At 63.9% G+C, this 14,574-nt stretch carries 11 protein-coding genes; 3 read left to right on the forward strand and 8 right to left on the reverse strand.

The window, feature by feature from the left end:
* Positions 1-26: 26 nt before the first annotated feature.
* From H535_RS0104010 to uvrB, 3 genes are all read right to left on the reverse strand, one after another.
* Positions 27-1,085: a DNA polymerase IV gene (locus tag H535_RS0104010; protein ID WP_026818531.1), complete on the reverse strand. Its 1,059-nt coding sequence runs from the start codon at positions 1,083-1,085 to the stop codon at positions 27-29.
* Between the two features lie 84 nt (positions 1,086-1,169).
* Positions 1,170-2,291, reverse strand: coding sequence for a TerC family protein (locus tag H535_RS23345; RefSeq protein ID WP_081416424.1), 1,122 nt, complete (start codon positions 2,289-2,291; stop codon positions 1,170-1,172).
* A 213-nt stretch (positions 2,292-2,504) separates the two neighbouring features.
* Complete coding sequence (gene uvrB, locus H535_RS0104020) at positions 2,505-4,592, reverse strand: excinuclease ABC subunit UvrB (protein WP_026818532.1); 2,088 nt, start codon at positions 4,590-4,592, stop codon at positions 2,505-2,507.
* A gap of 169 nt (positions 4,593-4,761) precedes the next feature.
* Between uvrB and H535_RS23350 the strand changes: the two genes are divergently transcribed.
* Entirely contained in the window at positions 4,762-5,175 is a 414-nt protein-coding gene (locus tag H535_RS23350) for a hypothetical protein (protein WP_051298472.1), read from the forward strand.
* 42 nt (positions 5,176-5,217) lie between these two features.
* On the opposite strand, the gene coaE is transcribed toward H535_RS23350, so the two are convergent.
* Positions 5,218-6,420 carry a dephospho-CoA kinase gene (coaE, locus tag H535_RS0104030; protein ID WP_026818533.1) on the reverse strand — a complete coding sequence of 401 codons (1,203 nt, stop codon included), beginning with the start codon at positions 6,418-6,420 and terminating at the stop codon, positions 5,218-5,220.
* 464 nt (positions 6,421-6,884) lie between these two features.
* On the opposite strand from coaE, the gene H535_RS0104035 reads away from it, so the two are divergent.
* Entirely contained in the window at positions 6,885-7,562 is a 678-nt protein-coding gene (locus H535_RS0104035; protein WP_051298474.1) for an IMPACT family protein, read from the forward strand.
* Positions 7,563-7,565: 3 nt separating this feature from the next.
* Here the strand turns inward: H535_RS0104035 and H535_RS0104040 are convergent, their stop codons facing one another.
* From H535_RS0104040 to polA, 4 genes are all read right to left on the reverse strand, one after another.
* The gene (locus H535_RS0104040; RefSeq protein ID WP_155838524.1) at positions 7,566-8,084 is read right to left on the reverse strand and encodes a tetratricopeptide repeat protein; all 519 of its coding nucleotides are present in this window, start codon (positions 8,082-8,084) and stop codon (positions 7,566-7,568) included.
* Positions 8,085-8,185: 101 nt separating this feature from the next.
* On the reverse strand, positions 8,186-9,652 hold the full coding sequence (gene rpsA / locus H535_RS0104045) for a 30S ribosomal protein S1 (protein ID WP_026818536.1): 1,467 nt from the start codon (positions 9,650-9,652) through the stop codon (positions 8,186-8,188).
* 241 nt (positions 9,653-9,893) lie between these two features.
* On the reverse strand, positions 9,894-11,285 hold the full coding sequence (locus H535_RS0104050) for a GNAT family N-acetyltransferase (protein ID WP_245580145.1): 1,392 nt from the start codon (positions 11,283-11,285) through the stop codon (positions 9,894-9,896).
* Positions 11,285-14,047, reverse strand: coding sequence for a DNA polymerase I (gene polA, locus H535_RS0104055; RefSeq protein ID WP_081416426.1), 2,763 nt, complete (start codon positions 14,045-14,047; stop codon positions 11,285-11,287). Before polA ends, H535_RS0104050 begins: the two co-directional genes overlap by 1 nt.
* On the opposite strand from polA, the gene H535_RS23355 reads away from it, so the two are divergent.
* Positions 14,046-14,531: a hotdog fold thioesterase gene (locus H535_RS23355; protein ID WP_026818539.1), complete on the forward strand. Its 486-nt coding sequence runs from the start codon at positions 14,046-14,048 to the stop codon at positions 14,529-14,531. The two genes, polA and H535_RS23355, sit on opposite strands and share 2 nt — an antisense overlap.
* Positions 14,532-14,574: the final 43 nt, after the last annotated feature.

The following is a 14,574-nucleotide window of genomic DNA, read 5'->3' on the forward strand; positions in this document are numbered from 1 at the left end:
GCGGTTCCCGCCGGCATGGCGGGGCACTATGCCGATGGCTCCACCGGCGGTGTCATCTCCGCGCGAATGCCGAGCAACCGTATCGGCCGGTCGTCGTCGAGCCCGTGCAGCAGGGCCAGGGCCGTCCGGGCAATCACGGCGGCGTCATACGTCGGCCCGGGCAGCTTGCGCACCCTCGTGACGGTGAAGAACGGCGCAAACCGCACCTTCAGATGAACCCTCGCGCAGGGACGGCCCTCCCGCTGGATGTCATCCACCACCTGGTCGGCCAGCACGCGTAAAGCATGGGCGACTTCCCCGGCCGTGGTCAGGTCCTGCTGATAGGTGGTTTCCCGCCCGTGGGCTTGAGGAATCCGCGGTGCAGCATCAACGACGGCGCTGCCATCCCCGCGTCCGAGCCGGCCAATATGCGGGCCCGTGGCCGGGCCGAACTCACGCACCAAAGCACCCTCCGACATATCCGTCCGGGACAGTTCGGCGAGCTCACGAACGGTCATGACGCCCAGGTCCGCCAGCCGCTCTGCGATGCGATTGCCCACTCCCCAGAGCGCCGTCGTCGGCCGATCCCCCATCACGTCCATCCAGTTGCCGGAGGTCAGCATATAGACGCCGGCCGGCTTGCCGAAACCGGTCGCGGTCTTGGCACGCACTTTGGTGTCCCCGATCCCCACCGAGCAGTGCAGCCCAGTGGCAGCCAGTACGGCTGCCTGCAGCGATCGTGCCGTGGCCACCGGGTCGTCGACCGTGAAGCCGACGAAGGCCTCGTCCCAACCGAGCGGCTCCACCACGGCGCCGGGAAACTCCCGCAAGGTCTGCAGCACCTGGACAGACGCCTTTTCATAGACTGGGAAGTCCACCGGCAGGAACACGGCATCCGGGCACTTGCGTACGGCGATCTTCAGCGGCATTCCGGACCGGATCCCGAACCGGCGCGCTTCGTAGGATGCCGTGGAGACCACGGCACGTTCGGCCGGGTCGCCCCGACCGCCGACAACCAGGGGCCGCCCCGCCAGCTCCGGACGGCGCAGAATCTCGACAGCGGCCAGGAACTGGTCCAGGTCGACGTGCAGCACCCAGCCGGTCATTCGGGGAGCCCCGCATACCTCGGCTGACGCAGACGGCAGCGGCGCAGCCGAGGCGCCGCCCCGCGAACCGCTGCCATCGGCAACCTACTCCCTGGTGTGGTGCTCCCCCACCTCGCGCGAAGCGTTGTCAGCATTGTCAGTGTTGTCATCTCCGTCGCCGGCTGCCCCCCGGGAACCAGTATCCTCGCCGCGCTCCCACTGGGCGTCCTGTTCCAGTTCTTCGGCGGCCTTAATCGCCCGTGCCTTTGGGCTGAGCAGGCTGGCGACGGTGGCAATGGCGATCGTCGCCAGGATGATGCCCAGCGACAGGAAGGTGCCGATTTCCGGAACCCACGTGATGTGGTGGCCGCCGTTGATGAAAGGCAATTCGTTCACATGCATGGCGTGGAAGATCAGCTTCACGCCGATGAACGCGAGTATCACCGACAGCGCGTGCTTGAGATAGATCAACCGGGTCATCAGACCGCCCAGCAGGAAGTACAGCTGCCGCAGGCCCATCAGCGCGAAAATGTTGGCCGTGAAAACGATAAATGCACTCTGCGTGAGTCCGAAGATCGCGGGGATGGAATCCACGGCGAACAGCAGGTCCGTCATACCGATGGTGACGAAAACGATGATCATCGGGGTGAAGACCTTCTTGCCGTTCACCACCGTGCGGATCTTTGCGCCGTCGTAATCCTCCGAGAGCGGCAGCACCTTGCGCAATTTCCGCACCAAAGCGTTGTCGCTGGTCTCCTCGACATCCTCGCCGGTATCGGTGGCCTGCTTGTAGGCGGTGTAGAGCAGGAACGCGCCGAAGATGTAGAACACCCAGCTGAAGTTGGCGATGACGGCGGCACCGACCAGAATGAAGATGCCACGCAGGATCAGCGCGATGATGATGCCCACCATCAGCACTTCCTGCTGGTACTTCCGCGGCACCGAGAACCGGGCCATGATGATGATGAAGACGAACAGGTTGTCGATACTGAGGCTGTATTCGGTGATCCATCCGGCTACGAATTGGCCGCCGTATTCCGGACCGGTGAAGACAAACATCAGGGCGGCGAAGACCAGCGCCAGCGTGACGTAGAACCCGACCCAGAGGCCGGCTTCCTTCATGGAGGGCTCATGGGGACGGCGGGCGACCAACACCAGATCGAAGATCAGGATCGCAATCAGCACGACAAATGTGCCGACTTCAAAGACGACGGGTAATTCAGGCATCAACAACCTTTCGGGGAGTTTGCGGCACCGTAAGTCTCTCCGCTGGCCGCCTGCCGGCGTCAGCCGCTATGCCGGCCGGGCTGCTGTGCCCCGCGTGTTGACGTCCATAGCGCTGAAGGATACTCCCCTACGTGGATTATGAGTCTACCGAACCGGTGGCCCGGAGGAAACTCCGCACGATTCCGCTGCACCGCAACTCTCCACTGCGGCGGATCAGGCGTGCCCTGCCTCCTGCATCTGGCGCAGTTCCTTTTTCAGGTCCCCGATTTCATCCCGCAACCGGGCGGCGAGTTCGAACTGCAACTCTCCCGCGGCGGAATGCATTTGTTCGGTCAGCTGGGCAATCAGGTCAGTCAGGTCCTCAGCCGGTGCGGAGGCCAGCTTGCCGGGCTCCGGACGTGCCGCCGGCTTGCTCTTGCCGGAAGTTTTCGACGACGCCGAGGCGTCCAGCAGGGCCTGGGTATCGGCATCCTCGCGAGCCAGTGAATCGGTGATGTCGGCGATCCGCTTGCGCAGCGGCTGCGGGTCGATGCCGTGCTCCTGGTTATAGGCGATTTGGATGGCCCGCCGGCGGTTGGTTTCCTCGATGGCGTTGGCCATTGAATCCGTGACCCTGTCCGCGTACATATGCACCTGGCCCGAGACGTTACGCGCGGCACGGCCGATGGTCTGGATCAGCGATCTCGAGGACCTGAGGAAACCTTCCTTGTCGGCATCGAGAATGCTCACCAGCGACACTTCCGGCAGGTCCAACCCTTCGCGGAGCAGGTTAATCCCGACCAGCACGTCGAAGCTGCCCGTACGCAATTCGCGGAGCAGTTCCACACGCCGCAGGGTATCGACGTCCGAGTGCAGATACTCCACCTTCACGCCGTTTTCCAGCAGGTAGCCCGTCAGGTCTTCGGCCATCCGCTTGGTCAGCGTTGTGACAAGCACTCTCTCGTTCTGTTCACTGCGGGTGCGGATTTCACCGAGCAGGTCGTCGATCTGCCCCTTGGTGGGCTTCACAATCACTTCGGGGTCGACAAGCCCGGTAGGACGGATGATCTGCTCCACGTACCCGTCGGCCTTGCCCAGTTCATAGTTGCCCGGGGTCGCGGACAGGTACACGGTCTGGCCGATCCGCTCCAGGAATTCGTCCCACTTCAGCGGGCGGTTGTCCATGGCCGACGGCAGCCGGAACCCGAAGTCCACCAGATTCCGCTTCCGGGACATGTCCCCCTCGTACATCGCGCCGATCTGGGGCACGGTCACATGGGATTCGTCGATCACCAGCAGGAAATCGTCTGGGAAATAGTCCAGCAGGCAATGCGGGGCGGAGCCGGAAGATCTGCCGTCGATGTGGCGCGAATAGTTCTCAATGCCGTTGCAGAATCCCATCTGCTGCATCATTTCGAGATCGTAAGTGGTCCGCATCCGCAGCCGCTGGGCTTCGACCAGCTTGTTCTGCCCTTCCAGCTCCTCGAGCCGGTCCCGCAGTTCGTCCTCGATCGTGGCGATCGCCCGGTTCATCCGTTCCGGGCCCGCGACATAGTGCGAGGCAGGGAATACATACATTTCCGTTTCCTCGCGGACGACTTCGCCGGTGAGAGGATGCAGTGTGTAGATGTTCTCGATCTCGTCGCCGAAGAACTCGATCCGCAGGGCCAGTTCCTCGTACATGGGGATGATTTCGACGGTGTCGCCGCGGACCCTGAAGGTTCCGCGGTGGAAATCCATGTCATTGCGGCTGTACTGCATGCTGACGAACTGCCGCAGCAGGTCATCGCGGTTCATTTCATCTCCCCGGCGCAGGGTGACCATTCCGTTGACATATTCTTCGGGCGTGCCCAGGCCGTAGATACAGGAGACGGTGGAGACGACGATGACGTCCCGCCGGGTTAACAGCGAGTTGGTGGCCGAGTGCCGCAAACGCTCGACTTCCTCATTGACGGACGAGTCCTTCTCGATGAAGGTATCGGTCTGCGCCACATACGCTTCGGGCTGGTAGTAGTCGTAGTAGGAGACAAAGTATTCGACCGCGTTGTTCGGCAGCAGTTCCCGGAACTCGTTGGCCAACTGCGCGGCCAGCGTCTTGTTCTGCACCAGCACCAGGGTGGGCCGCTGCACCTGTTCCACCAGCCAGGCGGTGGTCGCCGACTTACCGGTGCCGGTGGCCCCCAGCAGCACCATGTCCTTCTCGCCGCCGGCGATCCGTTCGGTCAGCTCGGCAATGGCAGTCGGCTGATCACCGGCGGGTTCGAAATCGCTGATCACTTCAAAGGGCGCAACCACCCGTTGAATGTCCTGTGCAAGGCTCATGCTCCCACGCTACGCTTTCCGGGGGTGGTTCTTCATCATCTCTTCATCATCGCCGCCGCGCAGTATGGGTAAGGACGGACGGAAATAAACCGACGCGCCGGTCCTTCTGCTTGCATTCCCGGTTATATCCGACAGCATGAGTGGCGGCACTTCTATGTGAGAGGACACCATGTCGACGAACGACCCGTACGGTCAACAGCCTCAGGACCAGCCCGCCAATTACGGAAACGCAGGACAGCCCTATCCCCAGAGCGGCTACGCTGCCGGTCCGTATGCCCAGGGAGGCCCGGCCGGCCCGGTGCCCGGAAAGACCATGGGAATAGTTGGCTTCGTGCTCTCCCTGCTCGGTCCGCTGACCGTGGTGGGCCTGATCGTAAGCATCGTGGCCATGGTGAAGTCCAAGCGTGCACACACCAAGAACGGCTTCGCGCTCGCCGGTATCATCATCGGCATCATCGGCACTATCGGCCTCATCATCGGCATCATCGCGTTCAGCATCGCCATCGGCAACATCATGGAAGTTTGTGCCGAGCTGGGTCCGGGTGTGCATCAACAGGATGGGGTCACCTACACCTGCGGATAGGCTCGCCTCCGCCTGGAGGTTCCCTCGTTCACCGTGGCAGTATCAGTAGCGCGGTGCTGTCCAGCCCGATTCGTTAATCCACTGGTTCAACCGCTCGTCGGCCTGGGTGGTAAACCACTGATCCTTCTCCGCGGCGTAGCCGCCCGCTCCACGGTCCGCCGCATGGGCGGCCGCCACGCGCTGTTTCTCGCGCAGGTAGTCTGCCCTGGCAGCGGCGTCGGCGCGCATCCAGTCCCGGAAAGCCAATGCGTAGCGCCAGCCCGGGGAGCCAGCCGTGCGGACGTGCACATTGGCCGGGCGCCCCGGATCCGCGTTCGAATGCAGCCGCTTTCCCCATTGGCCGGTGTCCGGTTGTGATGGTTTGGGGGTGTCCCGCAGCGCGCCCGGCACTGGCGGGAACCCGGCGCCCGTCAACTGGTCGGCGGCCGCATCCGCATCGGCCAGCGACCGTACTGTCACCTGCAGATCGATCACATCTTTTGCCGGCAGCCCGTGCACAGCGGTCGAGCCAATGTGGTCGACGGCGAGGATGCGCCGGTCGCTACGTTCCAGCCGTGCCGCGAGCCGGCGTGCCGCCGGAGCCCACCCGTCATCCAGAATCAGTTCCGCCGGTCCGGGGCGTGGCGCCGGCCGGGACCGCAGCAGGTTATCGCGGAACGGCAGCAACCTTTCATGCCACAGTTCGTCGATGGCACCCTCAAGGTCCGCTTCTGTGCCCGTGTTGTCGAGCAGCACATCAGCCGCCTCGCGGCGCTGCATGTCGCTGGCCTGGGCACGGATGCGGGACTCGGCGTCAGCGGCGGACATGCCACGTTCGTCGATCATCCGTCGAATCCTGACAGCTTCAGGGGCATCAACCACGACCACCAGATGAAAGTCGGGCCCCTGCCCGGTTTCCACCAGCAGCGGAATGTCCTGTACGACTATGGCGTCCTGGCCCGCGGAATCCATGAGCTCAGCGGCCCGGGCGCGGACCAGCGGGTGGATGATGGCGTTCAGCCGCTCGCGCTGCGCGGCGTCGTCAAACACCCTGGCGCCCAGGGCCGCGCGATCAAGACCGCCGTCGTCGTTTAGGACGCCCCTGCCAAAGGCGTCGACGACGGCCCGCAGGCCGGGGGTGTCGGGCTCCACCACGTCCCGGGAGATGGCGTCGGCGTCGATGAGTGTGGCACCGAGTTGGACCAGCCGCCGCGCGGCCAACGATTTTCCTGCGGCGATGCCGCCAGTGAGACCGATTCTGAGCACATCGCCAGTCTATCCAGCCATTGACGCCGAATCGCCATTGATGAGGATCTGACGATGCTCATAGGACCAACTGAGGAAGGAGCCCTATTGGAAATTGGAGTTCTCGATCTTGCCGGCGACGATCCAGTAGTTATCCACGCCAGGGGCTCCGGCGCAAGTTCCACGAGTTCCTTTAAGGGAGGTGACAACGATGCGACATACCAACGATGAGATCAATAGGGCGGCCGACCGCTTTGAAGAATTGGCTGACAAGCTCGACCCAGCAACAGCTCAGATCGATCATGTTGATGACCTGCGCCAAATTGCAGCCGCCTCCGAAACTGTGCGCACAGACGAGGCACGCCTACGCGAAAATGTCGAGGTGGCTCGGGCGCACGGGAGGTCTTGGAACCAGCGCGGGCCCTGGGCCTGCTCCCCGACTTCGCTCCGCTCAGCCGGGGCCCCTCCCCGGTAGGCTGGGGAACGTGTCAGAACCAACCGCTTCGATTCCGTGCTACACCACTATTTCCGGCGAGTACCGGCACGAAATCGAAATCAAGCGCTCCCGGTTCATCACGGTGCTGAGCAGGTCGGAAACCGAGGAGCAGGCGCGCGACCTGGTGGCCGGTCTGCGGCGGGAATTCCATGACGCGCGGCACCATTGCAGCGCCTTCGTCCTTGGTCCGGAGCGTTCGATGCAGCGTTCCAATGACGACGGGGAACCTTCCGGGACCGCCGGGGCTCCCATGCTGGAAGCGCTGCTGCGGCGGGAAACGGCACCGGGGGTGACGGACCTGAGTGATATCACGGCCGTCGTGGTGCGGTATTTCGGCGGGGTGCTGCTCGGCGCCGGAGGCCTGGTCCGCGCCTATTCGGACTCTGTCTCGCAAGCAGTGGATTCCGCCCCGGCGGTGCGGCGCCGGCGAATGCGGCTCTACGCGGTGCCGGCCCCGCACGCCGACGCCGGCAGGCTGGAGAATGAGCTGCGCAGCGCCGGAACGGTGGTACTGGGCAGCGACTACAGCGGACCTGCTGTGCAGATCCGGGCAGCAGTCGACGATGCGCCCGGGGCCGTTACGGGCTTCCTTGACCAACTGGCCTCGCTGACCGCAGGCGGGGCCGTCCCGGAGCAGTTGGGCACGAAATGGGTGGATGCCGCCTGAGGGTCAGCCCGCGGCACCCGTGACTGTCTGACGATAGCGCTCTTCGGAGCGACGCAGGGCCGTTTCAGAGGCGCGGAGCTCAGCTTCCGGGGCGCCGTCCCGACGCCGCAGCCGCAGCGCTGCCTTGAAGCATTCAGCCGCCGTCGTATAATCAGCCTCGGCGAAGAACACTCTTCCCAGGTCCTGGTGCAGCACCGCTTCACGGGCGGAGCCTGCCTCCTCATCCAACAGGTGCCGGTACATGGCCTTTGCCTGCCGGTAGTCGCCGCGCCCGCGTTGAATGTCCGCTGCCAACGCCTTCACCCTGAAGTCCCCGGGACCCGGGCCCTTCTTGATGGCCTTGTCCAGCGCTTTCTCCGCCTTGTCCAGGGAGCCGAGGAAGAGGTGGTAGAGGACCGCGTCCACGGGGTCGGACGACTTACCTACGGTCGCTTCGAATTCATCCCGGTCATGGATCATGGGCAGCAGCGTCGAGGTACTGACACCGGTCCCCTGACCTGTATCGATGAACTGTTCCATCATGGATCCTTCCGGAAAATAATAGAGGACCCCCACCAAAGCAGGTGGAGGTCCTCTGTACAGTCAGCTGCTGGGTCTACTCCCCCACACCCAACTCCTGGGATCTAGTTGCCGGTGAGCTTCTCACGCAAGGCAGCCAGCGCTTCGTCGGAAGCCAGGGTGCCGGAGTCGTCCACCGGAACATCAGAGGAGTAGCTCGAAGCGTTGCTCTCGGCTGGTTCACTTTCCTGCTCGGCCTCGACTGGTCCCTGCTCGGCGACCTGCGCCTTGTGGGCTTCCCAACGGGCCTGGGCATCGGCGTACTGCTGCTCCCAAGCGGCGCGCTGTGCTTCGTAACCCTCGAGCCATTCATTGGTCTCGGGGTCGAAGCCCTCGGGGTACTTGTAGTTGCCGGCTTCGTCGTACTCAGCGGCCATGCCGTAGAGCGCGGGATCGAATTCGGTCGACTCAGGATCAACGCCTTCGTTAGCCTGCTTCAAGGACAGCGAAATCCGGCGGCGTTCCAGGTCGATGTCGATGACCTTGACGAACACCTCGTCGCCCACCGAGACAACCTGCTCGGCCAGCTCCACGTGGCGCACGGCCAGCTCCGAGATGTGGACCAGGCCCTCGATGCCGTCCTCCACGCGGACGAATGCGCCGAACGGAACCAGCTTGGTGACCTTGCCGGGAACGATCTGGCCCAGCGCGTGGGTGCGGGCGAAGGTCTGCCACGGATCTTCCTGGGTGGCCTTCAGCGACAACGAGACCCGCTCGCGGTCCAGGTCGACCTCGAGCACCTCGACGGTGACTTCCTGGCCGACTTCGACGACCTCGGACGGGTGGTCGATGTGCTTCCAGGACAGCTCCGAGACGTGGACCAGACCGTCGACGCCGCCCAGGTCCACGAACGCACCGAAGTTGACGATCGAGGAAACGACGCCGGGGCGGACCTGGCCCTTGTCCAGCTTGTTGAGGAAGGTCGAACGCACCTCGGACTGGGTCTGCTCCAGCCAGGCGCGGCGGGACAGCACCACGTTGTTGCGGTTCTTGTCCAGCTCGATGATCTTCGCTTCGATCTGCTGGCCGATGTACGGAGCAAGGTCGCGGACGCGGCGCATCTCCACCAGCGAGGCGGGGAGGAAGCCGCGCAGCCCGATGTCCAGGATGAGGCCGCCCTTGACAACCTCGATGACGGTTCCGGTAACGACACCGTCTTCTTCCTTGATCTTTTCAATGTCGCCCCAGGCACGCTCGTACTGCGCCCGCTTCTTGGACAGGATGAGGCGGCCTTCTTTGTCTTCCTTCGTCAGGACCAGCGCCTCGACCTCGTCACCGACGGAGACAACTTCTCCGGGATCGACATCGTGCTTGATGGAAAGCTCACGGGAAGGGATGACACCCTCGGTTTTGTAACCGATGTCGAGCAGGACTTCGTCGCGGTCGACCTTGACGACAGTACCTTCAACCAGGTCTCCGTCGTTGAAGTATTTAATCGTCTCGTCGATAGCGGCGAGAAAGTCCTCGGAGGTACCGATGTCGTTCACAGCGACCTGCGGGGTACCTGGCTTCTCGGTGGTGGTGATGGTCATGTAGTAGGGGCTCCGTCGTGGATTGTTGATCGGATCAGGAAGACCGGCGATGAAGGGCCATTGCCGGTACTGCTGAATGCTTATAATTGTGTTCACCCAGCCGCGGCGGGAGCACCGGCCAACATCGGACTATGGCGTTGCCATAAGACGTTGCAGATCGGCCATCCGTATACGGCTGGAGGGCGCGCGTGAGACGCACTTTACAAGTCTAATGCCATTTGACAAGGGCGGTCAAAGCAAATCAAAAGTGCGTGATGCACCATGGTGCCGCCGGGGCCACGAACATCCGGTCCACCAGGGACAGTACATCCGGGCCGGCGCACTGCAATTGGCCTGCCGCCGCCAGCGCGCCGGCGCGAACGCCGCCCAGATACAGTGAACTGAGCCCGTTCACGCTGATGCTGATCTCCGGCGCGGCGGTGTACCCGGTGTGCCCGGTGTGCTCGGTGTGCCCGGTGTGCTCGGTGTGCCCGGTGTGCTCGGTGTGTTGTGTGTCGTCGCAGCGGCTGATCGAGGCCTCGGAGCCGACCACCCGCATCCGGTAGGTGCCCGAGGTCCATTCCAATGGATCGTGCAGCCTGATGACCAGCTCACCGTCTGCGCCGTAGCTGCGAGCCTGCAACGCCGTCACCGGGTCGAGGATGCGCAGCCACAAGACGTCTTCCTGCCCGCTGACCGAATATCCGCGCCGGTCGGACATGGCCCAGGGAAGCACGTCGTCGACGGCGGCGGACGGGTATTTGATCCGCTCCACCAGGTCGATGGAACCGAGGTAGTTCCACAGCGCCAGGTAGGCCTCGTCATTGGTGGCCACCAGATCCAGCACTTTGATCGTGGGCGGTTCCTGGTCCCATCCGGCAAATTTGTAGGACACGTAGCCATCGATGACGCCGCCGTCGTCGTAATGCAGAGCCGCACGCACAAAGCGGTCTGGTTCTTGCTTGTCGTCGCTCCATTGCCCCGAGACCCGCTGCCGGTAGGCGTCCTGGCGGCCAATCGAGCCGGTGGTCTTTTCATGGAACCGGGCGAAAACCTGCGGAGCGATATCCAGCAGCACCGCCGGATCAGCCACCTCCACGGTGCCGGCGGTGGCACTCGGCACGCTGAATCGTTCACGGGCGTCTACTTCAACTTCATTGGTGAACGTGGCAACACCAAACCCGAACCGGCCATAGATGGTGGCTTCGGACGCCGTGAGGGCGGCCATCGCCAGCCCCTGCTGCCTGGCCGCCGCCAGGTCCCCGGTGATCATCCGGCGCAGCAGCCCGCGACGCCGGTGGGTGGGTCGCACGGTCACGGCGGTGACCAGATGAGCAGGCAGCATCCGGCCGCCGCCTACGTTCAACGTATTGACCATGGTGGCGTAGGTGGCCACTGGCACTGCCTCGTCCCATGCCGCCTCCGGGGTGTGGAAGGGGTAGGCGGCGGTCAGCACGCGCTGATCGCGGTGATAGGACTCGATGACTTTCGGCAAGTTCTCCGGAACGGCCTGCCCGTCGTGGAAGCCGAACCGGACGGCGCCGAACCAAGCGGCTGTCCGCCGATCCGCCTCCCCCGACTCCATCCCCGGCGGGAAGGAATCGATCTGGTATTGCTGCCCGCCGGCATCGCCGGCCATCGCTGCGCCGGCCATCAGTGGCCCGCTTCATGCCAGCTGGAACCCGCGCCGACCTGCACATCCAGCGGCACGGACAATGACGCGGCCGACCCCATCTGTTCGGTGACGAGCCGTTCCACGGCGTCCTGCTCGCCGGGCGCAACCTCGAGCAGCAATTCATCGTGGACCTGCAACAGCATCCTCGATTCCAGGCCCTCCGCGGCCAGTGCGCGATCCACGCCCAGCATCGCCTTCTTGATGATGTCAGCCGCGGATCCCTGGATGGGGGCGTTGAGGGCGGCCCGCTCGGCCATTTCGCGCAGCTGCCGGTTGTCGCTGGACAGGTCGGGCAGGTAGCGGCGACGGCCATCGATGGTGGAGGTGTAGCCGTCGACCCGGGCCTGGTCCACCACTCCCCTCAAGTAGTCGCGAACGGCGCCGAAGCGTTCAAAGTAATCGCTCATCAGGGTCCGCGCCTCATCGACCGGCACGCCGAGCTGCTTGGACAATCCGAAGGAGCTGAGGCCGTACACCAGCCCGTACGACATCGCCTTGACCTTGGAGCGCATGGCAGGGGTGACATCCGCGGGTTCCACATTGAAGATCCGGGCACCGACGAAGCGGTGCAGGTCTTCGCCTTCCTTGAAGGCCTGGATCAACCCTTCATCACCCGACAGGTGGGCCATGATGCGCATCTCGATCTGGGAATAGTCTGCGGTCAACAAGGTTTCGAATCCCTCACCGACCATGAAGACCTCGCGGATCTGGCGTCCCGCCTCGCTGCGGATGGGGATGTTCTGCAGGTTCGGGTTCATCGACGACAGCCGCCCGGTGGCCGCCACCGTCTGCAAGTAGGTGGTGTGGATCCGGCGGTCCGTGCCAACCGATTTCTTCAGCCCCTCCACCGTTTGCCGCAGCTTGCTGGCATCGCGGTAGGCCAGCAAATGGTGCAGGAACGGGTGGCCGCTCTTGACAATCAGGTCGTTCAGGGCATCCGCGTCGGTGGAATAGCCGGTCTTGATCTTCTTCGTCTTGGGCAGCTCAAGCTCGTCGAACAACACCGTCTGCAGCTGCTTCGGCGACCCGAGGTTGATTTCCTTGCCGATAATTGAAAACGCGTCCGACTGGGCGTTGGCGATCGTCACCGAAAAGTCGTCCAGCAGCGTGTCCAGCTGGTCCACCGACACGGAGATGCCCGTGCGTTCCATGTCGGCCAGCACCCGGGCCAGGGGTAGTTCCAGCCCGGAGAGCAGGTCCGCCCCGCCCCGGGCAACCAGCTGGGCGCTGAGGTATTCACTCAGCCGGTGGATCGCGGCGGCCCGGACGATCGCATCGCGGCCGGCAGTGGCGCCTTCGTCGAAATCGAGTTGCTGTTGCGCGCCGTCGTCGGCCGATTGGCCCTCCAGCGAGATCCGCAGGTGGTACTGGCACAGGTCCGCCAGGTCGTAACTGCGACGGTCCGGCTGCACCAGGTAACCGGACAACACGGTGTCATCGACGATTCCCGCCAGCTCGAGGCCGCGCTGGGCCAGGGCCTTGTAGATGACCTTGAAGTCGTGGACGATCTTGGGCGCGTCCATATCCGCCAGCCACTGCCCGAGCACCCGCTCGGCGTCGGGATCCAATTGCTCCAGGTCCAGAAACGCCGCGGTCTCAGCCGACAGCAGGGCGAGGCCGACGACGTCGTCCCCGCTGTCTGCCACAGGCTGCAGTACGCCTGCCACCGCGGTGTTGAGCAGCTTGGTCTCGTCGATCCATGCGGCCAGTTCATCGGCCGTGGACAACACCGAATACTGAGGCACCAGCGGCTCTTCGACGTTGGCGGCAGCTTCCTCTTCGCCGTACAGGTCGAACAAGCGCTTGCGCAGCACATTGAACTGCAAGGCGTCGAAGAGTTCTTCCACCGCCTCCCGGTCGGGGTGCGTGGCGGTCAGGTGATCCAGTCCGATGGGCAGTTCAAGGTCGTGCCGCAGCCGGTTCAGTCTGCGGTTGCGCCTGACGTCGTCGACATGGGCACGCAACGCATCCCCCACCTTGCCCTTGATGGAGTCCACGTTGTTCAGGATCCCCTCCAAGCCGCCGTACTGCTTGATCCACTTGGCGGCTGTCTTCGGGCCTACTCCGGGAACGCCGGACAGGTTGTCAGCCGTCTCCCCCACCAGGGCTGCCAGATCGGAATACAACGACGGCGGCACCAGGTACTTTTCTTCGATCGCCACGGCGTCCATCCGCGGCAGGTCGGTGACGCCCTTGCGCGGGTACAACACGGTGACCTGGTCGTTAACCAGCTGGAAGGCGTCCCGGTCCCCGGTGACCGCCATGACGTCGTAACCGTCCGCGACGCCTTGTTCGGCCAGGGTGGCGATAATGTCGTCGGCTTCAAAGCCGTCCAGCGAAATCGTGGGGATCCGCATGGCTTCGAGCACCCGGACGATCAGGTCGATCTGTCCGAAGAATTCCTCGGGCGTCTTGTTCCGGCCAGCCTTGTACTCGGTGTACTCCTGCGAGCGGAAGGTGGGAGTGTCCAGGTCGAAGGCCACCACCAGGTGACTGGGCTGCTCGTCGCGGATCAGGTTGATCAACATCGAGGTGAATCCGAAGACGGCGTTGGTGTGCTGGCCGGTGGAGGTGGAGAAGTTTTCCGCGGGCAGGGCGAAGAAGGCCCGGAATGCCATGGAATGGCCATCCACCACGAGCAGCCGCTTGGAGTCGGAGGTTCCGGCACTGGGCACGGCTGTATCGACGGCCTGGTGGCCGGTTTTGGTAGTTTCAGTCACAGGTGCCAGCCTAGTTCTCATGACAGACAATTTCACCCGGCACCGGCCGGAAACGGCGGCCGACGGCGATTACACCCGGGAACTGTTCGACGCCGGCGTGCCGGACAGCATGCACGGCTTGCTCAAAAGTCATGGCGTCGGCGCCCTGGTGGTGAAGACGGGGATTATCTTTTCGGAAATTTCGGCCGAACGCACCGTCGGCACCATGCCGGTGGACGGGAACACCCAGGTCACCGGGCTGCTGCACGGCGGTGCGCACATGGTGCTGGCCGAGACCCTGGGATCCTTCGCCGCCGTCGCCCATGCCGGAGAAGGCCGGCACGCGCTGGGCATTGAGATTGGAGCCACCCACCACCGGGGCGTGAGATCGGGCACGGTGACCGGAACGGCTTCGGCAATCCACTTGGGCCGCACCCTGGCGGTCCACGAAGTGGTGGTGACGGACGACGACGGCCGGCGGCTGTCGACCGCCCGCATCACCAACCTGCTGCGGGACGACAAGTAACGTGCCGCCGTCGGGCAGCCTTCCGCCATCGGACCCGCCGCCA

The organism is Arthrobacter castelli DSM 16402 (genome assembly GCF_000430705.1).
GTDB lineage: Bacteria > Actinomycetota > Actinomycetes > Actinomycetales > Micrococcaceae > Arthrobacter_C > Arthrobacter_C castelli.